General features: G+C 69.1%; 23 protein-coding genes. 7 read left to right on the top strand and 16 right to left on the bottom strand.

Features of this window, described 5'->3' with window-relative positions; all coding sequences use genetic code 11:
- Positions 1-36: 36 nt before the first annotated feature.
- Positions 37-1,176: an anhydro-N-acetylmuramic acid kinase gene (locus AKJ13_RS11365; RefSeq protein ID WP_082316922.1), complete on the bottom strand. Its 1,140-nt coding sequence runs from the start codon at positions 1,174-1,176 to the stop codon at positions 37-39.
- Positions 1,177-1,300: 124 nt separating this feature from the next.
- On the opposite strand from AKJ13_RS11365, the gene tyrS reads away from it, so the two are divergent.
- A complete protein-coding gene (tyrS, locus tag AKJ13_RS11360) occupies positions 1,301-2,572 on the top strand; it encodes a tyrosine--tRNA ligase (protein WP_050733439.1) in 1,272 nt (423 codons plus the stop codon).
- A 134-nt stretch (positions 2,573-2,706) separates the two neighbouring features.
- Here the strand turns inward: tyrS and tatC are convergent, their stop codons facing one another.
- The 6 genes from tatC to argS all read right to left on the bottom strand — a co-directional run bounded on the left by tatC (position 2,707) and on the right by argS (position 8,995).
- The gene (tatC, locus tag AKJ13_RS11355; RefSeq protein WP_007563762.1) at positions 2,707-3,507 is read right to left on the bottom strand and encodes a twin-arginine translocase subunit TatC; all 801 of its coding nucleotides are present in this window, start codon (positions 3,505-3,507) and stop codon (positions 2,707-2,709) included.
- A complete protein-coding gene (tatB, locus tag AKJ13_RS11350; RefSeq protein WP_050733438.1) occupies positions 3,504-4,097 on the bottom strand; it encodes a Sec-independent protein translocase protein TatB in 594 nt (197 codons plus the stop codon). The genes tatC and tatB overlap by 4 nt, the downstream gene beginning before the upstream one ends.
- 88 nt (positions 4,098-4,185) lie before the next feature.
- A complete protein-coding gene (locus AKJ13_RS11345; RefSeq protein ID WP_050733437.1) occupies positions 4,186-4,455 on the bottom strand; it encodes a twin-arginine translocase TatA/TatE family subunit in 270 nt (89 codons plus the stop codon).
- A gap of 158 nt (positions 4,456-4,613) precedes the next feature.
- Positions 4,614-5,621: a beta-N-acetylhexosaminidase gene (nagZ, locus tag AKJ13_RS11340; RefSeq protein WP_050733436.1), complete on the bottom strand. Its 1,008-nt coding sequence runs from the start codon at positions 5,619-5,621 to the stop codon at positions 4,614-4,616.
- 214 nt (positions 5,622-5,835) lie between these two features.
- Positions 5,836-7,194 carry an SPOR domain-containing protein gene (locus AKJ13_RS11335; RefSeq protein WP_050733435.1) on the bottom strand — a complete coding sequence of 453 codons (1,359 nt, stop codon included), beginning with the start codon at positions 7,192-7,194 and terminating at the stop codon, positions 5,836-5,838.
- A gap of 49 nt (positions 7,195-7,243) precedes the next feature.
- Positions 7,244-8,995: an arginine--tRNA ligase gene (gene argS, locus AKJ13_RS11330; RefSeq protein ID WP_050733434.1), complete on the bottom strand. Its 1,752-nt coding sequence runs from the start codon at positions 8,993-8,995 to the stop codon at positions 7,244-7,246.
- A 290-nt stretch (positions 8,996-9,285) separates the two neighbouring features.
- On the opposite strand from argS, the gene AKJ13_RS11325 reads away from it, so the two are divergent.
- Positions 9,286-9,690: a hypothetical protein gene (locus tag AKJ13_RS11325; RefSeq protein ID WP_050733433.1), complete on the top strand. Its 405-nt coding sequence runs from the start codon at positions 9,286-9,288 to the stop codon at positions 9,688-9,690.
- 24 nt (positions 9,691-9,714) lie between these two features.
- On the opposite strand, the gene AKJ13_RS11320 is transcribed toward AKJ13_RS11325, so the two are convergent.
- Positions 9,715-10,962 carry a deoxyguanosinetriphosphate triphosphohydrolase gene (locus AKJ13_RS11320; protein WP_050733432.1) on the bottom strand — a complete coding sequence of 416 codons (1,248 nt, stop codon included), beginning with the start codon at positions 10,960-10,962 and terminating at the stop codon, positions 9,715-9,717.
- 155 nt (positions 10,963-11,117) lie between these two features.
- On the opposite strand from AKJ13_RS11320, the gene AKJ13_RS11315 reads away from it, so the two are divergent.
- Positions 11,118-11,444 (top strand): iron-sulfur cluster assembly accessory protein, encoded by a 327-nt coding sequence (locus AKJ13_RS11315; RefSeq protein ID WP_050733431.1) that lies wholly within the window; start codon positions 11,118-11,120, stop codon positions 11,442-11,444.
- 154 nt (positions 11,445-11,598) lie between these two features.
- Entirely contained in the window at positions 11,599-13,554 is a 1,956-nt protein-coding gene (locus AKJ13_RS11310; RefSeq protein ID WP_050733430.1) for a hypothetical protein, read from the top strand.
- A gap of 33 nt (positions 13,555-13,587) precedes the next feature.
- Here the strand turns inward: AKJ13_RS11310 and AKJ13_RS11305 are convergent, their stop codons facing one another.
- The 3 genes from AKJ13_RS11305 to AKJ13_RS11295 are packed head-to-tail and all read right to left on the bottom strand — an operon-like array spanning position 13,588 to position 16,075.
- On the bottom strand, positions 13,588-14,322 hold the full coding sequence (locus AKJ13_RS11305; protein ID WP_050733429.1) for an ATP-binding cassette domain-containing protein: 735 nt from the start codon (positions 14,320-14,322) through the stop codon (positions 13,588-13,590).
- On the bottom strand, positions 14,303-15,040 hold the full coding sequence (locus tag AKJ13_RS11300; RefSeq protein ID WP_050733428.1) for an ABC transporter permease subunit: 738 nt from the start codon (positions 15,038-15,040) through the stop codon (positions 14,303-14,305). The genes AKJ13_RS11305 and AKJ13_RS11300 overlap by 20 nt, the downstream gene beginning before the upstream one ends.
- A 51-nt stretch (positions 15,041-15,091) precedes the next feature.
- Positions 15,092-16,075, bottom strand: coding sequence for an ABC transporter substrate-binding protein (locus AKJ13_RS11295; RefSeq protein ID WP_050733427.1), 984 nt, complete (start codon positions 16,073-16,075; stop codon positions 15,092-15,094).
- Between the two features lie 196 nt (positions 16,076-16,271).
- Here AKJ13_RS11295 and AKJ13_RS11290 point away from each other — a divergent pair, with 196 nt between their 5' ends.
- Entirely contained in the window at positions 16,272-16,649 is a 378-nt protein-coding gene (locus tag AKJ13_RS11290) for a 4a-hydroxytetrahydrobiopterin dehydratase (protein ID WP_050733426.1), read from the top strand.
- Positions 16,650-16,663: 14 nt separating this feature from the next.
- On the opposite strand, the gene AKJ13_RS11285 is transcribed toward AKJ13_RS11290, so the two are convergent.
- The 4 genes from AKJ13_RS11285 to AKJ13_RS11270 all read right to left on the bottom strand — a co-directional run bounded on the left by AKJ13_RS11285 (position 16,664) and on the right by AKJ13_RS11270 (position 22,327).
- On the bottom strand, positions 16,664-16,885 hold the full coding sequence (locus AKJ13_RS11285; protein ID WP_050733425.1) for a hypothetical protein: 222 nt from the start codon (positions 16,883-16,885) through the stop codon (positions 16,664-16,666).
- 168 nt (positions 16,886-17,053) lie between these two features.
- Positions 17,054-20,119, bottom strand: a complete 3,066-nt coding sequence (locus AKJ13_RS11280; protein ID WP_050733424.1) for an efflux RND transporter permease subunit — start codon at positions 20,117-20,119, stop codon at positions 17,054-17,056.
- A gap of 22 nt (positions 20,120-20,141) precedes the next feature.
- The gene (locus AKJ13_RS11275; RefSeq protein ID WP_050733423.1) at positions 20,142-21,239 is read right to left on the bottom strand and encodes an efflux RND transporter periplasmic adaptor subunit; all 1,098 of its coding nucleotides are present in this window, start codon (positions 21,237-21,239) and stop codon (positions 20,142-20,144) included.
- Positions 21,236-22,327 (bottom strand): efflux RND transporter periplasmic adaptor subunit, encoded by a 1,092-nt coding sequence (locus tag AKJ13_RS11270; RefSeq protein ID WP_050733422.1) that lies wholly within the window; start codon positions 22,325-22,327, stop codon positions 21,236-21,238. The genes AKJ13_RS11275 and AKJ13_RS11270 overlap by 4 nt, the downstream gene beginning before the upstream one ends.
- A 104-nt stretch (positions 22,328-22,431) precedes the next feature.
- Between AKJ13_RS11270 and AKJ13_RS11265 the strand changes: the two genes are divergently transcribed.
- Positions 22,432-22,995 (top strand): TetR/AcrR family transcriptional regulator, encoded by a 564-nt coding sequence (locus AKJ13_RS11265; protein WP_050733421.1) that lies wholly within the window; start codon positions 22,432-22,434, stop codon positions 22,993-22,995.
- A 380-nt stretch (positions 22,996-23,375) separates the two neighbouring features.
- Positions 23,376-24,077: a hypothetical protein gene (locus AKJ13_RS11260; RefSeq protein WP_050733420.1), complete on the top strand. Its 702-nt coding sequence runs from the start codon at positions 23,376-23,378 to the stop codon at positions 24,075-24,077.
- Positions 24,078-24,181: 104 nt separating this feature from the next.
- Here the strand turns inward: AKJ13_RS11260 and AKJ13_RS11255 are convergent, their stop codons facing one another.
- Entirely contained in the window at positions 24,182-24,466 is a 285-nt protein-coding gene (locus tag AKJ13_RS11255) for a hypothetical protein (protein WP_050733419.1), read from the bottom strand.
- Positions 24,467-24,788 lie beyond the last annotated feature (322 nt).

The following is a 24,788-nucleotide window of genomic DNA, read 5'->3' as shown; positions in this document are numbered from 1 at the left end:
AAACCGACGGGCCGTCCGCCGGTTGCCGCCCAGGGATCAGGCATTCGGTCGCGCCAGCACGCCGCCGGTCATCGGCTCGCGCACCCCCGTGGTGGATGGGAAGGTGATCGGCAGGCCCCGGAGCGAGCGCACTGCGAGATACGCGAAGGCCTGCGCCTCCAGATAGGCCGAGGACCAGCCGATGGCGTCCGCGGTCGTGATCTCGGACCGCAGATGGTAGTTCAGCAGCCGCACCAGCTCGCCGTTGCGCGCACCGCCGCCGGCCACGATCCAGCGGGTCGGGATCTCGGGCGCGTGGTCCAGGGCCCGGGCGACGGCGCGGGCCGTGAAGGCCGTCAGCGTCGCGGCACCGTCCTCCGTCGAGAGCTGGCCGGCGAGCTTATGCGAGAACCAGTTCCGGTCGAGCGACTTCGGCGGCCGGCGGAAGAAGAACGGATGTGTCAGCAGCCAAGCGAGCAGGGGCTCGTCCGGGCGGCCGCGAGCGGCGGTACGCCCGCCATCGTCGAGGTTCTTGCCCTCGCGCTCCTGCATCCACTCATCGATGAGCGCGTTGCCGGGGCCGGTGTCGAACGCGATCACGCCGCCCTTCGAGTCGATCAGCGTGGCGTTTGCGACGCCGCCGATATTCAGGATGCCGAATGGGCCGTCGAAGCCCGAGGCCTCGGCCAGGGCTTTGTGGAACACCGGCACCAGCGGCGCGCCCTGGCCCCCGGCCTCGATATCGGCCCGCCTCAGATCCGACACCACCGGAATGCCGAGCCGAGTCGCCAAGGCCTGCCCGTCGCCGATCTGGATCGAGATGCGCTGGTCCGGCCGATGAATCACGGTCTGCCCGTGGAAGCCGATCACGTCGATGGCGTCGGCGCTCAGGCCGTTCTCGGCGAGGAAGCGTTCCACCGCCTCGGCATGGGCCTGGGTGACGAACGCTTCCGCCTCGGGCAAGCGCCCGGGGCGGTCGCCCGGATGGAGCACCGACTCGGCATCCTTCGTGGCGACCCGCAGAAGCAGCTTCTCCTCGTCCGAATAACCGCGGTAGCCGGTCGGCCCCAGCGGCTCGAGGAAGTTGTTCTGGCCCTTGACCACGTGGACCCGCTCGCCGTCAGTCTCGATCAGCGCGATGTCGACGCCGTCCAGCGAGGTGCCGCTCATCAGCCCGATCGCGCGCATCATCGCCATTCCGCCTGACCCCGTGCCTTTCGGCCAACGCCCTGCTAAGAGCGCGCCGTATCCTGAACCCCAGCGCGAGCTAGCACGCAGAGCCTCGGCCTGTCGCGCCGGCTCGCGATCCGAGACCGCAGCCATGACCGCCGAGAGCTTCGCGCCGAAATCTGACTTCCTGCGGATCCTGACCGAGCGCGGCTACATCCACCAGACCTCGGACCTCGCCGGGATCGACGCCGCGGCCTCCGAAGGGCGGCTGACGACCTATGTCGGCTACGATTGCACGGCGCCCTCGCTCCATGTCGGGCACCTGCTCTCAATCATGATGCTGCACTGGCTGCAGGCGACCGGGGGCAAGCCGATCGCCCTGATGGGTGGCGGCACCACGCGGGTCGGCGACCCGTCCGGCCGCGACGAGACCCGCAAGATCCTCACGGTCGAGCAGATCGACGCCAACAAGGCCGAGATCCGCAAGACATTCGACCGGTTCCTGCGCTTCGGCGGCGGTGCGGGCGATGCCGTGATGGTCGACAATGCCGAGTGGCTGACCAAGCTCAACTACATCGAGATGCTGCGCGACATCGGCCGCCATTTCTCGGTCAACCGCATGCTGTCGATGGACAGCGTCCGCCTGCGCCTGGAGCGCGACCAGGAACTCTCGTTCCTGGAATTCAACTACATGATCCTGCAATCCTACGACTTCGTGGAGCTGAACCGCCGCTACGGCTGCATCCTGCAGATGGGTGGCTCGGACCAATGGGGCAACATCGTCAACGGCATCGATTTGGGCCGGCGCATGGGCACGCCCCAGCTTTACGCTCTGACCTGTCCGCTGCTGACCACGTCCTCCGGCGCCAAGATGGGCAAGACCGCGGCCGGTGCCGTCTGGCTCAACCCGGACATGCTCAAGCCGTACGATTACTGGCAGTTCTGGCGGAACACCGAGGATGCGGACGTAGCGCGCTTCCTCAAGCTGTTCACGCTCCTGCCGATGGACGAGATTGCACGGCTCGCGGCGCTCGCCGGCTCCGAGATCAACGCGGCGAAGATGGTGCTCGCCACCGAGGCCACGGCCCTGATGCACGGCCGCGAGGTGGCCGAGGCCGCCGCCGAGACTGCACGGAAGACCTTCGTGGAAGGGACGCTCGCAGCCGATCTGCCGACCGTCACCGTTCCCGTCGCGACACTCGAAGGCGGGCTTGGCGTGCTGACCGCGTTCGGCCCCGAGATCGCCAAGCTCGTGCCCTCCACCAGCGAAGCGCGCCGCCAGATCAAGGGCGGCGGGTTGCGGGTCAACGATGCGGCCGTGACGGACGAGAAGGCAATGCTGACGCCCGCGGACCTGACCCAGGATGGGGTGATCAAGCTGTCCTTCGGTAAGAAGCGGCACGTTCTGCTGCGGACAGCGTAGCGCAGATTGGTTTCCCGAAGGGCCTCCGGCCCTTTGGCGGGGTTCGGGGCGTGTAGCCCCGATTTGCCAAGGCTCTGCCCTGGACCCGCAAAAGGTCCGCGGCCTTTTGAGACGGGAACCTGTCGGTCCGGACCTTACGGATCCAACCCTTCCGCCGCCCGTCGGGCCGCGCGCAGCTTCTCCACGCGCGCCACGGAGAAGACCGAAGCCTCGTAGAGGATCAGCATCGGCAGGGCGAGCGAGAGCTGTGAGATGACGTCCGGCGGCGTCAGCACGGCGGCCACGACGAAGACCAGCACGATCGCGTAGCGCCGTTTCTCGCGCAGGAAGGCCGCGTCGATGATGCCGATCTGGCCAAGAAGGGTCAGGATCACCGGCAGCTGGAACGCGATGCCGAAGGCGAAGATCAGCGTCATGATTAGCGAGAGGTACTCGTCGACCTTGGGCAGCAGCTTGATGGTCGGCTCGCCGGCCACGCCGACCTGCTGCAGCGACACCGAGAACTTGATCAGCAGCGGCATCGCCAGGAAGAACACCACCAGGGCGCCCAGCACGAAGAAGATCGGCGTGGCCACGAGGTAGGGCAGAAAGGCCTTGCGTTCGTTGCGGTAAAGGCCCGGCGCCACGAAGGCGTAGATCTGCGTGGCGATCACCGGGAAGGCCAGGAACGCGGCGCCGAAGACGCTGAGCTTGATGTTGGTGAAGACCTGCTCGAGGAAGTGCGTTGCGATCAGCTCGGCATTCTGCGCGCCCACGATCGAGACGTAGGGGTAGACCAGGATGTTGTAGATATCGCGCGAGAAGAAGAAGCAGCAGAAGAACATCGCCACGAAGGCGATCAGCGACTTGATCAGCCGCGACCGCAGTTCGATCAGATGTTCGAGCAGCGGCGCCCGGGACGCTTCGATCTCGGCCTCGTCGGCGTCGCTGATCATCGGGCTGTGGCGCCGTTCTTCGGGTCCATGGGGGTGTCGTGCGCGGTCTTGGGCTCCGGCGGCGGTCCGTAGGGATCGTCGACCGAGCCGGGAATCGGGAGCGGCGCGTCGGGCTGGGCGGCGTGCTCGAGCGGATCAACATGCGCCACGTTATCGGTCGCGACGGACGATGGCTCGGGGCCTGACGGCGCAGTCGCGTCCTGCTCGGCCTTGAGCTGCGCCGTAGCGTCAGCCAGCGAGCGCGTATCCGCGGCCGGCTTCTCGGGGCCCAGCGGCTCGGTGCCCTGCCGGGCGGCGACCCGCCCCTCGACCGCACCCTTCAGCTCGTCCCGGATCGTCTGGACCGGGTTGAAGCCGGAGCCCGCGGACCGGACGGTGTTGCGGATGCCGTCGACCTCCTTGCGAACCTCGTCGAGCTCGGCCTCGCGGATCGCCTCGTTGAACTGCATCTGAAACTCGCCGGCCATCCGGCGCAGCTTCGTCGTGATCTGCCCGACGGTGCGCAGCGCCTTCGGGAGATCCTTCGGCCCGATGACGATGAGGGCGACGCCGCCGATCAGCATCACCTCGCCCCAACTCATGTCCAGCATGTCGTCGACGGTCCTGCTGCCCTGGGAGCCGGACGTGAGTCCGAACCCCCGTCAGGCTCTACACCACAGCGCGCGCCCTGACAGGCTCTCAGACCGGCTTGCGCTCGCCGCCCGGCAGATGGCTCGCCGGAACCGCGGTGCCGGGGCTCGTCTCGGCGGTGTGCGGGATGGTGCGGACCGGCTCGCTCGGCGCGACCGGCTGGCTCGCCGGCGGCGTCTCGTCCTCGGCCATGCCCTTCTTGAACGCCTTGATGCCCTTCGCGACGTCGCCCATCAGGTCCGAGACCTTGCCGCGGCCGAACAGCAGCATGACGATGACGGCAACGATGACCCAGTGCCAGATACTCATGCTGCCCATGGCAACCTCCTGCGTGCGTCCACCTGCCTGCGCCCACCTGTGGGAGCGTGACGCTACGACCGGTTGAAGATTTCCGGGCGAACCTAGGGATCGCACCGCCCGAACACAAGCAGAGGCGGCTTCAGGGACGGTGGATGCCCGCGGTGGAAGGCCGCGGGTCAGGCCGCACTGGCCATCGCCGCCGCGAACCGGGCCCGGGCCTCAGGCAGATCCAGCGCGTCGCCCGCCCTGTCGAGGCGTGCGAGCGCGGCGGCGGCCCGCCGGGCAGCTTCACCCGTCAGGAACGGCGCGGCCTCGGCGACGGCTCGCATCTCGTCCATGGCGCCGTTGCAATGCAGCCCGACATCGACGCCCGCCGCGAAGGCGGCCTGTGTCCGGTCGCGGAACGTGCCGGTGAGTGCGTGCATCGACAGGTCGTCGGTCATGAGCAGCCCGTCGAAGCCGATGGCGCCGCGGATCACATCGCGGATGACGCTCGCCGACTGGGTGGCCGGACGATCGGGGTCGATGGCCGTGAAGACCACGTGGGCGCTCATGGCCATCGGCAGGTCGGCCAGCATCTGGAACGGCCGGAAATCCTGAGCCGCCAGGGCCTCGAGCGTCGCCTCGACGACGGGCAGGCCGTGATGGCTGTCGCAGGCGGCGCGGCCGTGGCCGGGGACGTGCTTCATCACCGGCAGAACGCCGCCGGCCATCAGGCCCTCGGCCACGGCGCGACCGATCTCGGCCACCGAATCGGGATTCGAACCGTAGGCCCGGTCGCCGATGATGTCGTGCGATCCCGGTGCCGGCACATCGAGCACGGGCGCGCAATCGACGTTGATGCCGACCTCCGCGAGATCGTGCGCCATCAGCCGGGCGCCGAGCCGGGCGATCGCGGTGGCGCTGCCGTTCAGGCGCCCATAGCGCCCGCCCGCCGGATAGGACGGCCAGTGCGGCGGCCCCATGCGCTGGACCCGGCCGCCTTCCTGATCGATCAGGATCGGCGCCGTGTCCGAGCCCAGGCAGTCCCGCAGCGCAGCCGTGAGGGCGCGCACCTCGTCCGGCGTGCCGATGTTGCGCTTGAACAGGATGAAGCCCCACGGCCGCACGTCGCGGAAGAAGGCGGCCTCCTCGGCGGAGAGCGTCTTGCCGGCGCAGCCGAGGATCAGGGCACGGGCGGTCATGCGGGCTTCTCGATGGCCGCGCGGGTGCGGCGGAGGAAACGGCGACTCGATGCCGGCAGAGTCGGGCGGGAACAGGGAGCCGGCAAGGCGAAACCGCGTGCCCGGCCCGTTCGGCGTCTCGACGGGGGCCGGGTGTTGCGGGGCGGACTCGCGTTCAAGGCGGATCCCGCCTCCCCTGCTCCAGGGACGAGACGAGACCGGATCTATCGGTGGCTCAGTTCTTCGCCACGAAGCACTGACCGCCCTCGCCCTGCAGGGCGCTGCACAAGCTGGCCGCCTCGTTCTTGGCCAGCGGCCCGACGCGGACGCGGTAGATCGTCTTGCCGTTGACCTCGGCTTGACGGATCAGCTCGGGCTTGCCGGCGAGTTGGCTGTATTTCGCCTGCATCTGCTTGAGGGCGGCCTTCGCCTCGACGGCGCTGCCGCGCACGCCGAGCTGGACCGAGAACCCGCCGACCGAGCCTGTCTTGACGGTGTCGTCGACGGCCTCCGGCGCGTCCGCGGCTGGGGCGGCCAGGGAGGCGACCCGCTGGGCGGCCGTCGGCGGCGGTTTCACGGCGACGGGCTTCGGCGGGGCAGCTTCAGCCGAGGTGGACGGCGGCGGCGCCTGGACCGGCTCCGGCGTGGGCGCCGGCAGAGACGCGGCCGCCTGACGGCCGGGTTTCGGCTTCGCCTGCTGCGGCGGCTCGTCGGTGGGCAGGACCATGGTCGGGATCGGGGCCGGCGCGCCCTCGGCCTGCGCCTCGCGCTGGACCGGTGCGGGCGGGGCTTCCGGCTTCACCGCCACGGTGCGGACCCGGCGCGGTTCGCCGAACGCCTCGAACGGGCCGTTGCCCGGCGTCGTGCCGCTCTGTGCACCGCCGGCCTGGCCGGTCCCCTGCGCCGCGCGGGCCGCCTCGGCCACGTCGATCGGCTGCTCCTCGCGGTTCACGATCTTGATCTGGCCTTCCTTGGCCTTGCCCTTGGTGTCGTAGATCTGCCGGTTCTGGTCCGGAATCTCGACGCCGTCGGCGACCTTCGGGGCAACCTTGAGGGGCGTGGAATCGGCCTGGACGACGGGTACGCCGCCGCCGCTGTTCGACCCGTGAAGACCCTTGTAGGTGAGCGCGCCGGTCACGGCGACGGCGACGATCGCGATGCCGGCGCCGACCGAGGCCAGGCGGCGGCGCGGGTTCACCCGGCGCAGCGAGCGGCCATCGGCGTAATCCGGGCCGGCGGCCTCCGGGGTGCCCGCGGCCGCCGCGCCGTAGGATACCGGCTCCTCGTGCGTGTCGCGCTCCACCGAGGCGAGATACTGGTCGAAGGCGTCGGCGGGCGTGGATTTCGGCGGCTCGGGCGCGAAGCTCGGCTCGACCCGATGATCCCAGCTGGGCTCCGGCTGCGCGGTGGCCGCGCCGCGCATCTCGTCACGCGCAGCGAGCAGCGCCCGGAAGGGGTCATCCTGACCGACGATTCGCGCGAGCTCGGCCAGGGGGTCGGGCTTGCTGCCGCCCTGCGTGCCGCGACCCTGCTCGTGACGCAGATCGCGCGCGAGGGCGTCCAAATCGACCTGAGCGCGCGAAGCGTTCGTCATGGCAGCATCCTCACATCAGGGCCGGTCACCGGCCCGATGCATATCGAGCCTATCGCATCTCGTCCGGCGCGGTCACACCGAGAACCGCGAGGCCGGCCGCGAGGGTACTCCGAAGAGCCTCGACGAGCGCCAGCCGCGCCCAGGACGACTTTCGGTCGGTTGCATTAACAAACCGTAATTGCGGCAAGTCTTTGCCCTTGTTCCAGAAACTATGAAGTGCCGAGGCCAGTTCATAGAGGTGGAACGCGATTCGGTGCGGCTCGTGCGCCAGCGCTGCGGATTCGAGGACCCGCGGGTATTGGGCGATCAGGCGCATCATTTCGATCTCGCCCGGATCGGTCAGGACGTCGAACGCGGCCTCGCGCAGAAGGGCTTCGGCGGAGAGGTCCGCGTCAGGGAAGGCCTCGCGCGCCTGCCGCTGCACCGAGCGGACCCGGGCATGGGCGTACTGGACGTAGAAGACCGGGTTGTCCTTCGACTGCTCGACCACCTTGGCAAGATCGAAATCGAGCGTCGCGTCGTTCTTCCGGTAGAGCATCATGAACCGGATCGCGTCGCGGCCGACCTCGTCGATCACGTCGCGCAGGGTCACGAACTCGCCGGCCCGCTTCGACATCTTCACGGGCTCGCCCGCGCGCAACAGCCGCACCAGCTGGCAGAGCTTCACGTCGAGCGTCGCCTTGCCATCGCTGACCGCCTTCACAGCCGCCTGCATGCGCTTGACATAGCCGCCATGGTCGGCGCCGAGCACGTCGATGAGCTCGGTGGCACCCGCGAGGTACTTCGCCCTGTGGTAGGCGATGTCCGAGGCGAAGTAGGTGTAGGAGCCGTCCGACTTGAGCAGCGGCCGATCGGTGTCGTCGCCGAAATCCTTGGTGCGGAACAGCGTCTGCTCGCGGTCCTCCCAGTCCTCGGGCAGCTGGCCCTTGGGCGGCGGCAGACGGCCTTCGTAGACCAGCCCTCGCTCGCGCAGCTCCTGAAGCAGTGCTTTGACGGCCCCGCTCTGCAAGAGCGTCCGCTCCGAGAAGAACACGTCGTGGCGGATGCCGATCGCCTCGAGATCGGACCGGATCATGTCCAACATCATGCCGAGGGCAATTTCGCGCACCACCGGGAGCCAGTCGGCCTCCGACTGGTCGAGGAGCGCCCGGCCATGGGTCTCGGCGAGCTTGGTGCCCACCGGCTTGAGGTAGTCGCCCGGATAGAGCCCCTCGGCGATCGTGAACGGCTCGCCTAGAGCCTCGCGGTAGCGCTGGTAGGCGGAGCGGGCCAGCACGTCGACCTGGGCGCCCGCGTCGTTGATGTAATATTCGCGCGTCACTTGGCGGCCGGCCGCCACGAGAAGGTTGCACAGGGCATCGCCAAACACGGCGCCGCGGCCATGGCCGACATGCATCGGCCCGGTCGGATTCGCCGAGACGTACTCGACGTTGATCGGACCGCCCTGCAGCCGGGCGCGCCCGAACGTCTCCGGGTCGGAGAGCGCACTGCGGACCACATCGTGGAAGATCCCGGGCGCGAGGCGCAAGTTGATGAAGCCGGGGCCGGCGACGCTCGCCTCGAGGATGCGGGGATCCGTACGCAGCTCCGCCGCCAGCGCCTCGCGCAGGGCCTTCGGGTTGGCGCGCGCCACCTTGGCGAGGACCAGAGCGGCATTGGTCGCGAGATCGCCATGCGTGGTGTCGCGCGGTGGCTCGACGACGACGCGTCCGAGGTCGAGGCCCTCCGGCAGCTGGCCGGCGCGCGTCAGCGCCTCCACAGCCTCGCGCACACGCGCCTCGAACAGGGCGAAGATGTTCATCGGTCTCGATCTCGCTCGCGCGGGTTTGCTTCCGCCCGGCCATCCCGGCCTGCGCCCGCCGGACGCCGTCTAGCAAGGGGGCGTGAGGGTGTCACGGCGGTGGCGATTCCCAGCGCCCCCGCGCCGCAAGCCGCCGTTAACCGCACCGCCGAAACCACCCGGCATTCGGGCAGGCGACGGCAGTTTATCCCCATGCGACAACTACCGACGCGCCGCCAAGCATCTTGTCTTGGCTCGCGTGTATCTATGTGATCGACCGGATCGCAAAATTCTCGAGTCCGGAGATATTGATGAAGACCTTGATGATGGTGGGCGCGGCTCTCGGCGCGCTGGTCCTGACGGTGCCGGCCGCCGAGGCCCGCGGTTTCCGGGGCGGCGGGTATCACGGCGGGTATGGCGGCCAGTACGGCGGCTTCGCCGGACGGGGCGGCTACGGCTATGGTCGCGGCTACGGCTATCGCGGCGGCTACGGGCGTGGCCTGGGCTACGGCCTGGCCGGCGCGGGTATCGGCCTCGGCCTCGGCCTCGGGCTCGCGGCCGGCAGCCTGTACGGCGGTTACGGCTATGGCGGGTACGGCTACCCCGCAGCCTACGGCGGCTACGATTACGCCTATCCGGCCGCCTATGGCGGGTACGGCGGATACGGTTCGGGCGGCGGCTGTTACGGCAGCTTCACCTGCGGCTGCGGCTGCTGATCGCGACCTGCCCCTCTCGGGCTCTCAAGGCTCGGTGAGGGGCAGGCCCCGGCTCGGCAATTCCCAGTACAGGTCGGGTGTCGTTGCGTAGAGCTTGCGATGCGCCAGGACCGCGTAGGTGTCGGTCATGCCGGCGATGTAGTCAGCGACCCGCCGGGCGATCCGGCTCTCTGACGCACCGTCGAGTCCGGCGCTCCATTCGTCCGGCATCCGGGACGGGGCCGCGGTGAAGGCCTTGAACAGGTCGTTGACGATGGCGTCGGCCTTCTTGCGCACGGCCACGACGCCCGGGTGCCGGTACATGCGAGCCCAGAGAAAGCGCATGATCTCGGCATCCGCTTCCGCGATTGGTCGCGAGAACACGATGACCGGCTCGGCGGCGTTCCGGATGTCCTCGACACTGCGCGGCGCGAGCGCGGCGATCCGGCGGCCGCCCTCGCGGATCACGTCCTCCACGAACCGGGTGATCACCCGACGGGCCAGCTCGTGGATCACCCGGGACGGTTCGAGGCCCGGATGCAGCCGGTCGATCTCGTCGAGCAGATCGGCCAGGAATGGGACTGCGCGCAGCTCCGGAATCTCGAACAGGCCGGCCCGCAGGCCGTCATCAAGGTCGTGCGCCGCGTAGGCGATGTCGTCGGCCAGCGAGGCGGCCTGTGCCTCGGGACCCGCCTGGCTCCACAGGTCGAGCGGGTTCAGGGTATCGTATTCGAGGATCGCGGCCGGGATGCCGCGCTCGGCATAGCGCGGGGTCGGCTGCCCATCCCGGTCGAGCAGGGGGCCGTTGTGCTTGACCAGTCCCTCCAGGGTCTCCCAGGCCAGGTTCAATCCGTCGAACCCGGCGTAGCGCCGCTCAAGGCGGGTCACAATGCGCAGAGCCTGCGCATTGTGGTCGAACCCGCCATGGTCCGCCATGCAGGTATCCAGCGCCTCTTCGCCGGTATGGCCGAAGCAGGTGTGGCCGAGGTCGTGGCTCAGCGCCAAGGCCTCTGCCAGATCCTCGTCGAGCCCCAGCGCCCGGGCGAGCGCCCGGGCGATCTGGCTGACCTCCAAGGTGTGGGTCAGCCGGGTCCGGTAATGGTCGCCCTCGTGATGCACGAAGACCTGGGTCTTGTGCTTCAGGCGGCGGAACGCCGTCGAATGGATGATCCGGTCCCGGTCGCGCTGGAAATCGCTGCGCGTCGGCGACGATTCCTCGACGATCAGCCGTCCCCGCGTCCGGGCCGGATCGGTGGCGTAGGCCGCCCGCCAGCGCTCACCGTTGGGACGCACGGCGTCCGCTCTCGATCTCGCGCAGCCTGATCATGACCCCTCCCCGCCCGGCGCGTTGCGGCGCGGGCTCCGAGCCCATATCTTGTGGGCCGAGGCGGGCTCGGCAACGGCCGGGCGGCGCCATCCACCGGACACTTGCGTGGCCAGAGCTTAAGATGGCTGAGATCACCCTGACCCCCCGCGCCGCCAGGCGCATCAACGAGATCATGGGCGCGGAGCCCCCGGGCTCGTCGCTGCGCATCAGCGTGAACGGCGGAGGCTGCTCCGGATTCTCCTACGCCTTCGACATCACCCGGTCCCGGGAAGCCCAGGACGTGGCGATCGAGCGCGACGGCGCCACCGTGATCGTCGATCCAGTCTCGCTGGAATACATGTCCGGCTCGACCATCGACTTCGTGAACGACCTGATTGGCCAGTCCTTCAAGATCGAGAATCCGCTGGCGACCGCCTCCTGCGGCTGCGGCACGTCGTTCTCGCTCTGACCCGGGCGCGACGGCCCGCCGCCTGGCGGGGCCGTTGCCCGTGTACGACACTGGAGCCGGCTCACGGCTCGTGCAGCCCATGCGCGATTGCCTCGACCGGTAAAACGCGGCACCCATGCGGCTAGCCAGCCTGAGCCGTGATCCGGACCCTCCCATGATCCATCCGAAGGTCCGATCCCGCCTGCGATCGGCTTTGGCCGCGAGTTGCGCCATCCTGTGCCTTGCCGGCGCGGCGGCGCCCGCGCCGCTGGCGGCCCAGGAAGGCGCTGCGGCGGTCCAGGACGTCACGATCACGGATGTCATGCTGCCGCTCGGCGGCACGCTGCTGCGGGCGCCGAAGCTGACGGCCAGCGGCACGCGCCTGTCCAAGGATGAGCTCGCGGCGATCCTGAAGTCGGATTCCTCCGAGCCCTGGGAGGCCCGGCTGGCCCGGCTCGATGCCGGGAGCCTGACCATTCCGGTTCTGAGTTCCGAGCATGCCGGCCCCGGCGACGATCGCCAGACCGTGACCTACCGAGACGTGATCGCCCGCGACGTGAAAGCCGGCCGCGTCGGCGAGCTCACCGCCGCCGGCGCGACGGTCAGTGCCGTCACCGGCCCGAACCGCGGCTACGGCACCTACGGCCGGGTCCGGGCGACCGATCTCGACCTGGTGGCGCTCAACCGGCTCTACACGGTCCCGGGTGACGGCAAGGGACTGGTGCAGAAGGTCTACGGCACGATCCAGGTCTCGGACGTGACCTATTCCGACGCGCGCGGCACGACCGTGAAGATCGCCCACCTGAACGGGCGTGACCTCGGCGGCCGGCAGATCCCGGACGGCTGGAACGGCGCGTTCGAGATCGTGGCCGCGGGCTTCCAGGGGCCCAATGACCGGCGGAGCTTCGCGGCCTCCGCCGCCGACCTCATCGAGGCGACGGCCCTGGGCAGCCTCGACATGCAGGGTCTGAGCGTCAGCAACACCGACCCGCAAGGTCCGGTGCTGTTCGAGATCGAGCGCGCCACCTATGCCGCCGCGGGGTCGAAGTCCGGCACGGTCCTGGAGAACATGACCGTGTCGCGCGGCAGCCTGCGCGCGCATCTCGGACGTCTGGCCCTCTCGAACGTCTCGCTCGGTCCGACGGTCGAGGCCCTGCGCAAGGCCGCCGCCGGATCCGAGAACCGCCCCGGGTTCAGCGACGCCGAGATGCGCAGCCTGACGCCGACGCTGGGCGGGATGACGCTGACCGATCTGAGCATCGACCTGCCGCTGGACCCAGAGCCGCCCAAGGCGGCCCCGCTGGATCCGCGGCCGGCGACCCGCGGCCCCGCGCAGAGCAGGCCGGGCTCGGCCAAGCCCTCGGAGGGCAAGATCGCGGAATCGAAGCCCGCGGATACCAAGGCGCCCGACGCGAAGCTCGGCGACCCGCTCGCGGTCACCATCACGCCGCCGCCCACCCGTCGCATCGCGCTGCGCGAGGCGGCCCTGTCCTTCGGCCCGCCGCAGGACGGCGTCCCGACCGCGAGCCGGCTCACCCTCACGGGCCTGAGCCTGCCGGCCGACCTGGTTGCCGGCGCCCCGATCATCGGTGCGCTGCCGGCCTACGGGTATCGCGAGCTGGACCTCGATGTCGTGGCCGACGCGGCGCTCGACGGGAAGGCCCGCGACCTGTCGCTGCGCGACGTCACCGTCACCGGCCGCGAGATCGGGACCGTCCGGCTGACCGGCACCTTGGGCGGCATCGGGCCCGAATTGTTCAACGGGACCCTGCCGGCCGCCACGATGCTGATGTTCTCCGGCAGCGCCAAGAGCCTCGACCTCACGATCGAGAATGCCGGGCTGTTCGAGCGTTTCCTGACGGCGCAATCCAAGGACCTGAGCCTCAAGCCCGATGAATTGCGCAAGGAATACGTCACAGCCAGCCTGCTCGGCGTCCCGGTGATCTTGGGCAATACCGCGGCTGCCAAGGGCATCGGCGCCGCGATGGGGCAGTTCGTGATGAAGCCGGGCAAGCTCGTGCTCCACGCGAAATCGAAGGAGCCGGCCGGCATCGGCTTCATCGATATCGGTGCGGCCCGCTCGCCAGCGGCCTTGCTCGACCGCCTCGACGTGGAGGCCAAGGCGAACTGAGCCCGGCGTACCCTTCGCGCGCGACGGCGCCGTCTATTCCGCAATGATGCCGGGATGACGGGCGGCCAGGGCGGCCCGCGTCGCCTCGGCCCAGGCGCGGTCGCGCTGCCCACGGGGACGGTCGAGCGGCACGTCGGCCATCAGGGTCGCGGGCCGTTTCGACACCAGCAGAAGCCGGTCGGCGATCCCGATCGCCTCTGCGACGTTGTGAGTCACCATCAGGACGCTCATGCCGGCGGACTCGACCGTCTCGACCACCAGTCCGCGCAACTCAGCGGCGGCATTATCGTCCAGGGAGACGAAGGGCTCGTCGAGCACCAGCACCCGCGGCGCGTCGGCGAGTGCGCGGGCGAGCGCCACCCGCCGCTGCATCCCGAGCGACAGCGCCTTGGGGTAGCTGCCGCGCCAGGGCGTGAGGCCGAGCTGGGCGAACAAGCCGTCGAGATCGCGTCCGCGCCGCGCCCGCGGCAGACCCAGCCGGACATTGTGCTCGACGCTGCGCCAGGGCAGCAGCCGCGGCTCTTGGAACACCATGCCGGCCTGATCGGCCCCGGAAACGTGGCCCTCGAAATCCGTATCGAGGCCGAGCAGGATCCGCAGGGTCGTGGTCTTGCCGGCACCCGAAGGGCCGATCAGGCAGACGATCTCGCCGGCGCCGACCCCGAAGCTGAGATCGCGGACCGCCTCCACCGGCTCGGCGCCCTTGGACCGATACCGCTTGACGGCGATCGCGACCTGGAGAACGGGTTCAGCGCCAGCGGCGGACATGCGCTTCGAGCCGCTGCAGGAGGAGGACGTCGATGCCGATCATCACGGTCATGAACACGAGGCTGTAGCCGATGATGGCAGCGACATCCGTGCTCTGGACGAAGTAGTAATTGATCGCGAAGCCGACGCCGTCGGGGCGGCCGAGCAGCTCGACCACCAGCACGATCTTCCAGGCGAGCGACAGGCCCGAGCGCGCCGCCGTGACCACGTAGGGCTGGAGCTGCGGCACCAGCACGTCCATCGCCCAGGTGCGCCGGTCGAACCGATAGGCGCGGGCCATCTCGTCGAGGCCCGGATCGAGGTTGCGCGCGCCCTCGCGGACGATCACGGCAACGTTCGGCAGCTTGTTGAGCACCACCGCGAGGATCGCGGCCATCTCGGTCAGGCCGACCCAAACATAGGCCAGCACCGTGATCACCAGGGCCGGCGTGTTGAGCAGGACGAGGAGCGGCGTGTCGAGGGTCAGGTCGGCGGCCTTCGATCGACCGAGGGCGACGCCCAGCAGGATCCCCAGCACCATCGCCACCGCGAAAGAGATCGCCACCCGCAGCAGCGTGACCCCGACATTGTGCGCGAGGTCGCCGCGCTCTGCCTCCTCGACGATGAAGCGCAGCACTGCCATCGGGGCCGGCAACAGCCGCGAGCCGGCCTCCAGCGCAGCGAACTGCCAGGCGGCGACGAGCACAACCAGGGACGCGATGCGGGTCAGCGCGCCCATGCGGTCCCGGCGATCGCGATCCCCAATGCTGGGACCAGCCTGACGGGCCGCTCAGCCATTGCGGCCGGCGTCGTAGTAGAGGTCCGGCGGCAGCCCGGCGCCCTTGCCGACCAAGCGCGGGCCGCCGAGGCGCGCCATCACGGCGTAGAGCTTCTCGGCATCGGTGCGCTCGGCCGCCACCGGGCGGCGCGGGATGCCGGACAGAAAGTCGCGCTTGAGCGCCTCGAAGGTGGCGTCGTTCTCCGCCGCCATCAGCGGACGCACGACCTCCCAGGTCGTGGGATCGGCCGCCAGCATCTCCTTGGCGGCGCGCGAGGCCCGGGCGAATCCGGCAACCGCGTCGGGCTTCTCCTTCACGGTGGTATCTTGGAACAGGTAGCCGATCAGGGAGACGTCGCCGGCGACGCCGAGCGCGTGCATGATGTCCTCGGCGCCCACCAGCCGGCGGAAGCCCTTGGCCTCGAGCCGCGCGCAATAGGTCCAGTAGGTCAGGGCTGCGTCCAGGGCGCCCTGTTCAAGCTTCAGGGTGATCAGCGGCGGCGCGCCGTAGGCGATCTCGGCGGCGTGTTCGAGGTCGATCCCGGCGGCGTCCTTGGCCTGCGCCCGCAGCAGGAGCCAGTTCTTGTCGAGCGGCCCGCCGGCGACGCCGAAGCGCTTGCCATCGAGATCCTTCAAGCTTTTGATCGAACTGTCGGCCGGCACCATCACGGCGCCCTCTGAGGTCGAGTACGGGATGAAGCGCACCGCCTGGCCGTCATTGCCGAGGCGGGCCGCCCACAGAAGGTCGCCGATGATCGTGTCGACCTGTCCGCCGATGAAGCTGATCCGCGCCGCGTCGTTGCCGGCGAGCTTGACCGCGTCGAGCTGGAACCCGTTGGCAGTATCGAGGCCGCGGGCCTTGATCACCGCCGCTTCCCAGGTCGAGGTGCCGAACGGCAGGCTCCCGAGGCGGATCACCGGCACGTCCGCCCGCGCCGCCCGCAGGCCGAGGCCGCCGAGCAGGCCGCCGGCGAGCATTGCGCGCCGTGACAGCATCACGCCTTCTCCCATCGTATTGCGCGGTCTTGAAAGATCGCAGACTTGGGCGTGGACTTGTCCTGCCGCCATTGGAAAAAGGTCATAGGGCCCGCACGGCACGCCGTCCACCGCGGCGAATTTCCTTGTGCGCTTGCACGCCGCCGGTGCCGCGGGCACCCTCGCCCTCTAATACGAACCGAGAAGGACGAGGCGGATGAGCGAGCGGCGCGAGGGCGTTCTGGACGTGGCGACCGTGGAGGCCCGGCTGAAGGCCGAGCTGCCGCATTGGCGGCTGGAGGACGGCTGGATCCGGCGGACCTACAAGACGGCGGGCTGGAAGGGCACGCTCATGGTCATCAACACCGTGGGCCACCTCGCCGAGGCCGCCTGGCACCACCCCGATCTCACGGCATCCTATGCCTGGGTGGAGGTGCGGCTGATGAACCATGCGGCCAAGGGAATCACCGAGAAGGACTTCGCGCTCGCCAAGAAGATCGAGGAGGTCGTGTCCTGGCAGCCGGCGCTCGAAGGACAGGGTCTGGAGGGAACCCCGGCCGACCCGCGCTTCGCCTACATCAAGTACGACAGATAGCCGGGCGTGCCCGGTCACTGCGGCTCCTTCACCCGGCGGCACGCGGTCTTGAGGTAGGCGGACTTGCCGATCTCCTCGCGCCGCTTGGTGCGGGCGATGATCTCCTGCCAGCCCGTGGCGCAGCCGAGCTCGTTGGCGACCCGGACCTTGCGCACCTCCAGCGCCTCGGCATCGGTGCAGGCCTCCTGGGCGAGACCGTTAGCGCAGACCAGGACAACGGCGATGAAGGCGTTCATGCGGGCGGGATTCCTCGGCTTTTGCCCCGCTTACGTGCGGGGACGGTCCGGAGTTTCCGTCTGCATGGCGTGAAACGAATCACGGTCGGCCCGCCCTGAGGGGGCGGAGGGGCGGGCCGACCGCTCACCGCAGCGTGGGGCCACGCTGCGATCGGTGTCACCGGTCGCTCAGGCGGCTTGCGCCGGAGCCCGGTCACGGCTCTCCGGTCGGATCCGGTAGCAGCCGACATAGAGGGCGGGCAGGAACAGCAGCGTCAGGAAGGTCGCCGCCAGGATGCCGCCGATCATCGCGAAGGCCATCGGCCCCCAAAACACCTCCCGGGCGATCGGAACCAAGCCCAGGCTCGCCGCCGCGGCGGTCAGCAGGATCGGCCGCATCCGGTGGTGCGTGGCCTCGTAGACGGCATCCCAGGGTGCCATGCCCTCGGCCCGGAACTCCTCGATCTGGCTCACCAGGATCACGGCGTTGCGGATGATGATGCCGATCAGGGCCAGGATGCCCAGGATCGCCACGAAGCCCATCGGCTTGTCGAACAGCAGCAACGCCGGCACGACGCCGATCAGGCCGAGGGGCGCCACCGTGAAGACCAGCAGCATCCGCCCGACGCTCTGGAGCTGGACCATCAGCAGGAGCGCCATGGTGAGCAGCATCACTGGGACGACCGCCGCGATTGGGCCCTGGCCCTTGGCCGATTCCTCGACGGCGCCGCCGGTCTCCAGGCTGTAGCCCTCGGGCAGCGCCTTCGCGAAGGCGTCGATCCCGGGCTGCAGCCCAGTGACGATGGTAGCGGGCTGCGTGGTGTCGCGGATCGTCGCCCGCACCGTCACGGTCGCCAGCCGGTTCCGGCGCCAGACGATCGGCTGCTCGAGGTCGTAGCCGATCCGCGCGAAGGAGAGCAGCGGCACGACGGAGCCGTTGGCGAGCCCGACCTGCAGGGATTGCAGGGTGTCGAGCGAGGAGCGCTCGGCGGCCCGCGCCCGACCGACCACGTTCACGAGGTAGATCGAATCGCGCACCTGCGTGATCGCCTGGCCGCCCTCGATGCCGTTGAGGATGCCGGCGATGTCCTGGCTGGTCACGCCGAGCTGGCGCGCCTTGTCCTGAAGGATCTCGACCCGCAACACCTTGCCGGGCTCGTTCCAGTCGAAGGTCGGCACGTCGAGGCGGTGGTCGGCCGCGACGACGTTCCCGAGGTCGAGGGCGAGGCGGCGCACCGTCTCCATGTCCAGCCCGCTGAGCCGGTACTGGACCGGGCGTCCGACCGGCGGGCCGAGGCTGAGCGGCTGGACGAGCACGTCGGTGCCGACGAAGTCGCGCCGCCCGATCGCCTGGAGCCGCGCCATCACCTCGTCGCGGGTCTCCAGGGATTTCGTGACGACCACGATCTGCCCGTAGAATGCGTTGGAGAGCTGCTGGTCGAGGGGCAGGTAGAAGCGCACCGCGCCCTGGCCGACATAGGACGACCAGCTCGTCACGTCCGGATCGTCCTTCAGCTTGGCCTCGAACCGGTCCATCTGCGCCTTGGTCTCGGCGATGGTAGCGTTCTGCGGCAGAGTCAGGTCGACCAGCAGCTCGGAGCGGTCGGAGGACGGGAAGAACTGCTGCTGGACATGGCCCATCCCGACGCTCGCCACCGCCATGAGCCCCAGGCAGAGCACGACCGTGGTCCAGCGCCAAGCCATCGCGAGCCGGAGCATGGCCAGGAACAGCCGGGTCAGGAAGCCGCGCTTCTCCGCATGGTGCTTCACGGTCTTCGGCAGCAGCGCGACGCCGATGAGCGGGGCGAACAGCACGGCCACCACCCAGGAGACCAGCAGCGAGGCCGCCAGCACGACGAACAGCGAGTAGGTGTACTCACCGGCCCCCGAGCCGTTGAAGCCGATCGGCAGGAAGCCCGCCACGGTCACCAGGGTCCCGGTCAGCATCGGGAAGGCCGTGGAGGTGTAGGCGAAGGTCGCCGCCTTGCGCAGCGTATCGCCCCGCTCGAGCCGAGCGACCATCATCTCGACCGTGATCATGGCGTCGTCGACCAGCAGGCCCAGGGCGATGATGAGCGCGCCGAGTGAGATGCGCTGCAGCGTCACATCCATCATCTGCATGATGACGAAGACGATTGCGAGCACGAGGGGGATCGACACCGAGACCACCAGGCCGGCCCGTACGCCGAGGCTGACGAAGCTGACCGCCAGCACAATCACCACGGCCTCGACCAGCGCCTCGGTGAAGCCGCCGACCGCGTGCTCCACCTGCTTGGGCTGGTCGGAGACCAGGTGGACGCCGACGCCGACCGGCAGCGTCGCCTCGATCCGGCGCATTTCGCCCTTCAGCGCTTCGCCGAAATGCAGCAGGTTGGCGCCCGGACGCATGGCTATGGCGAGGCCAATGGCGGGCTTGCCGTCGACCCGAAACATCGGCGCCGGCGGATCCTCGTAGCCGCGGCTGATCTCGGCGATGTCGGCGAGCCGGAAGAAGCGATCGTTGACCCGCAGGTTCACGTCCTGAAGCGAGGCCTCCGAGGTGAAGGAGCCGGTGACCCGCAGCGACACGCGCTCCGGTCCAGCCTGAACCACGCCGGAGGCCGAGACCGCATTCTGGGCCTGAAGCGCCTTGATCAGGGCCTGGAAGTCGATGCCGTAGCCGGCGAGCTTGCGGGTCGAGAAGTCGAGATAGATCGTCTCGGCCTGTGTCCCGATCAGCTGGGTCTTGCCGATATCGGGCACCCGCAGGACCTCGGTTCGGATGCTCTCGACGTAGTCGCGCAGCTGCCGGTAGGTCAGGCCGTCGGCCGTGAAGGCGTAGATGTTGCCGTAGACGTCGCCGAACTCGTCATTGAAGAACGGCCCCTGCACGCCGTCCGGGAACTGGCCCTTGATGTCGCCAAGCCGCTTGCGGACCTGATAGAAGGCGGGCTGGACCTCGGACTTCTTCAGCGTGTCACGGAACTGCACGAAGACCGTGGACGAGCCCGGCGTGGTGTAGCTGCGGACGTAATCCAGCGCGTTGAGCTGCTGCAATTCCTTCTCGACGCGGTCGGTGACCTGATCGAGCGTGTCCTTGATCGTCGCGCCCGGCCAGGTCGTCTGCACGACCATGGTCTTGATCGTGAACGGCGGATCTTCCTCGCGGCCGAGGCGGCTATAGGCCATCACGCCCGCGACGAGCGAGACCGCCATCAGGAACCAGACGAACGAGCGATGTCCGAGCGCCCAGTCGGAGAGGTTGAAATCCTTCACGGGAAACTCTCGTTCGACCGGCTCAACGGGCATCGTCGGTCAGGCCCACGGCCTGGCCCTCGCGCAGGGCATGGACCCCCGCGACGACGACCCGCTCGCCCGGCTCCATGCCGTCACGGACGGCGATGCGCCCGCCCTCGACTGTCTCCGGGGTGGAGGCCACAGTCACGTCGCGGCGCGTCACCGCCTTGCCGTCCGGCGTGACGATCCAGACCGAACGGCGCTCACCCTCCACGAGCAAAGCGGATTCGGGCAGGAGGAAGCGGCGCGGGACCTTGCGCGTGAGCGACACGTCGATGGTTGCGCCGAGCCGGAAAGCGGGGCCCGGATTGTCCAGGGTGATCCGGATGCGCCGAGAGCGCGTCCCGGTCTCGGCGATGGGCGCAATCTCGCGGACGCGGCCTCGGGCGGTCAATTCCGGCGCGCTCTGGAGCGAGACCTTGAACACCCCGTCGGCCGGCAGCGCGCCGACATATTGCTCCGGCACGTCCACGACGGCCTCGCGGATCTCCGGCCGGGCGACGGTGACGACGCCCTGTCCGGCGCTCAGCACCTGCCCGACTTCGGCCAGGCGTTGGGTGACGACGCCGTCGAACTCAGCCTTTAGCTCGGTGTATCCCATCTGGTCGCGGGCCTTCTGGAGGCTCGCGGCGGCCTGATCGACGCGCGCCCGGGCGGTGTCGCGCTTGGCAACCGCCTGATCAAGGGTCGCCTGCGAGACGTTGTTGCCCGACATCAGGCGGCGGCTGCGCGCCTCGGCGGCCTCCGCGTTCTCGGCCTGCGCGCGCGCATCGGCGAAATCGGCCTCGGCCCGCGTTAGGTCGAACCGCGTGACCACGGTGTCGAGGGCGGCCAGGCGCTGGCCCTTCTTGACGATGTCGCCGACGGTCACGTCCCGCGCCACCATGCGGCCGGGAATCTGGAACCCGAGCTGCGACTGGTAGCGCGGCTCGACCGTGCCGGCGAACGGCCCGAACGTGATCGTGTCGCCCGGCACGGCGACTTGTGTGAGCACCGGGCGCACCGGCGCCGCGGCATCCTTGGGCTCGTCGTCGTGGCCGCCGCAGCCGCCGAGGAATGCCGCGTAGGCGGCCAGAATCAGAACCGCGCGCGTCTTCATGGGTTGCTCTCGACGAGGGCAGCCGCAACCTCCTGCCCGGGACGCAGAAATTGAATGCCCGCGATGACGACGCGCTCACCCGGCTCGACGCCGCCCTTGAGGGCGATGACATCCGGCCCGTACCGGTCGATGTCCACGGGGCGGACTGCGACCGTCCGCCGGCCGGCATCGTAGATCCAGACCGCCGGGTGCCCGTCGTAGCGATACAGCGCCGACCAGGGCAGGATCACCGCGTCGTGGGGCGCGAAGCGACCATGCCCGATGACCACAGCACCCAACCCCATGGCGGGCGGGGTGTTCTCCAGACCGATCTTCACTCGCACCGTTCCGCTCGACGCGTCCACGGTCGGCGAGATCTCGCGCACGGTGCCGCGGACCGTGATCGCCGGATTCGCCTGCAGCGAAACCGTGATGGTCTTGTCCCCCGGCGGTCGCGCGGTCAGCGATTCGTAGACGTTGAACACCGCGTCCCGCGGTCCGTCCTGGGCGATGACCAGGACGGTCTGGCCGGACTGGACCACCTGGCCGACCTCGAAGCTGCGGCTCGTCACGATCCCCGCGACGCCGGCGCGCAGCTCCGTGTAGGAAAACTGCTCCTGGGCGGTCCCGAGCGCGGCCTTTGCGGAATCGACCGCGGCCTGCGTGGTCCGGACTTCCTGCTCGGCATTGTCGTAGCTCGGCCGCGTTGTGTAGCCGCCGGCCAGAAGCTGCTTCTGTCGCTCGTAAGCCATCTTGGCCTGGGTCAGCAGCGCTTCGGCCGACACCAGGGCGGCTTTGGCGTTGTCGAGGTTGGCCCGCTGGGTGAGCGGCTCCAGCACGGCCAGCACCTGGTCGGCCTCGACATGGTCGCCGACCTCGACCCGCCGCTCGGCGACCTTACCGTTCGTCCGGAACGAGACGTTGACCTGGGCCTGGGCCTGGATGTCGCCGGTCAAGACGACTTCGGACGCGACGGAGGTGCGGCGCGCCTCCACGATCCGGACCCGGGCCAGGGACGAGTCGGGCTCATCTGCCGGTTCGGCGGCCTGCGCCGCCGACGCGAAGGTGATCGTCGCGAGCAGCAGGGCTGTGTATCGAGGAACGATCATGGGAATCTTGCCGTCAGCCGTTGCGGCAAAATCGGGCCACCGGCGTGACGTCCTCCTACTTCATCGCTTACATACCGTCCAGTCGGTTTTTAATTTGGTGACCCATGCGCGTCAAACGGCAGCGGCTGGCGGAACGGCCAGAGATCATTCTGGAAGCGGCCGACGCGGTGCTGCGCAAGGGCGGCGCGCGGGCGCTGACGATCGACGCCGTCGCGGCCGAGGCCGGGTTGAGCAAGGGCGGGGTGCTGCATCACTTCGCCTCGAAGGATGCTCTGATCCTGGCGCTCGTCGCCCGCAAGCTTGCCGCGTTGCGCGCGGATATCGCCGCCTGCGAGGCGGCCATCCAGCCCGGACCGGCGCAGCTTCCGCTGGCCATGGTCGAGCATGTCCGGAAGCATTACTGCGACGAGGATGAATCCTCGCGTGCCCTGCTCCTCGCTTCGATCGAGTATCCCGAGGCCCTGAACGATTATCGTGCCTTCGTGACGGGCCAGCTCGAGCGGCTCGCCGGGATGAACAGCGCCTGCCCGGGTGAGGGTTCGGTCCTGTTCTTCGCGATCCTGGGCGTGATCATGGGCCGGACCCTCGGCTTTCACCAACTAGACAAAGGCGAGTTGGAGCCGATGTTCGAGACGCTGGAGCGGATCGCCCGAAAATCCGAAGCGTGAGTCCGAGTCGCGGGAAGTTGCGTCGGCTCTCGAGACCCGGTGGACGTTCCGCGCCGGCAGAATCGATGCATGTCTGAGCAGACCCGCATTCCCGGCAACGGAACCGAACCGGACGTCTTCGCCTCGGCAACGGGATCGGCGAAGATGTCGCGATGGATCGACAGCGACCGGTGCGTAATGCGTGCGACGGCGTCTTTACAGGATGGCTGGAACGACCGCGCACGGTAAGAGTCGTGCGTGTCGGATCCTCGGGCCATCGGACAAATGCATGGGCGTGACGAATGCCCCCGCCTCGATACCGGAGCGTCATGCGCCCATGGCTCCTCCGGCTGCACAAGCGCGTTGATTGCCGTCCTGTTACTCGCCGCCAGCGTAGCGTCATGAATGAACACGTCGCGACTTCGCCTGCCGACGACCTGCGCCGTGCGGTGGCACGGTCGCTCTACGAACATGACGGATCCGGGATCACCGACCATCCGGCCTGGGACGGCCCGGCCCTGGACAGGGACCATCCGGGCTTGCGCGAACGGTATCTCCGGCGGGCCGACGCCCTGGCGGACGGGCCTCTGGCGGGGCTGATCGCCGCCGCGAACGATCGCGCAGCGCGCGACGAGGAACTGCGTGTCCTGCGGCGCCAGCGCATGGCGCCGGAGCGCGAGCGCGAGTTGCTTGAGGCCAACAACCGCCTTCTGGCACGCGCCCATGCGGCGGAGGTGGCCCAGGAAACTGCCGAGGTGGCTCTGGCCGTCGCACAGCGGGAACGGGACGTCGCCCGGGAGGCGGAGGCGTTCTGGCAGCATTTCGCCTTCGACGCCGATGAACTGGCGACCCGCCGGCTGATCGAGCAGACCGACGCCCGGGCCGAGGCCGAACGCACTGCGATCCGCGAGCGTTGCCGGAGGGAGCGGGCCGAGAGCGCGCTTCGCCTGTTCGCGGACCGGGCCGAGGTTATGCCCAAGGAGGGCTGGGCGTCGGAATTGACGAAGGCCAACCGCGACATCCCGCTCTGGTGGTTCCACGCCGCTCGGGTCGCGCTGGAAGCACAAGAGCCGCCGGCCAAGGCCGAGCCGGACCGTCCCTGAAACGGCTCGCGATCGGCCGGCCCTCAAACACACGGCGGGACGCGCAAGCGCCCGCTTCAGGCCGCCCACGCTTCAAGCGGGGCGCAACCGCCGGAAAACTGGATTCACGCCGCGGCGGGCCGCGCCGCATCCGCGGGCGGCTCCCGGAACAGGGCCGTGCAGCCCGAACCGCGGTGCATGCTGAGAATCGAAGCCCGGTCGATCTCGGGATGCGCCTTCAGGACCTTCTGCACGCAGCACAGCACGCGGTCGTACTGCGCGGCGTCGAAATTCGGTTCCAGCGGGCTCACCGCGATGTAGGTCTCGACGACGAGCACGCGCTCCGCCCGGTCGCGAGCGACATCGACGGCGATCCAAGAGGACTTGATCAGGCTAGTGCTGGCGAGCATGGGCGTTCCTCGTTCAGCGTTGTTGCGCGGTCTTCCGCGTCGCGGAGTACCGATTTTGGCGGAATGATGGACCCCCTTGAGACGTATGCCAAGGGGGCGGGGCCCGGTTCTCCCTGTGATCTGGCCCATCCGCGTTGAGCCACAAAACTCTTGGGTCTAAGCTGATGCGCTGACCACAACCTTCGCGAGAGTTTCTTTGTACTCGCCTCCCGCTGATGGCATGTGGTATACAAACCTGAAGGCCCGCCTGACCGGGCCAAGGTGACGGAACCGCGATTCGACGGGGCCGCGTAATGGGAGGGAGTGTCGGCATGGTCCGTCC

This window comes from Methylobacterium sp. ARG-1, assembly GCF_001262595.1.
GTDB classification, from domain to species: domain Bacteria; phylum Pseudomonadota; class Alphaproteobacteria; order Rhizobiales; family Beijerinckiaceae; genus Methylobacterium; species Methylobacterium brachiatum.
Note: the sequence above shows the minus strand (reverse complement) of the source record. Positions and strands in the feature narration are given on the sequence as shown.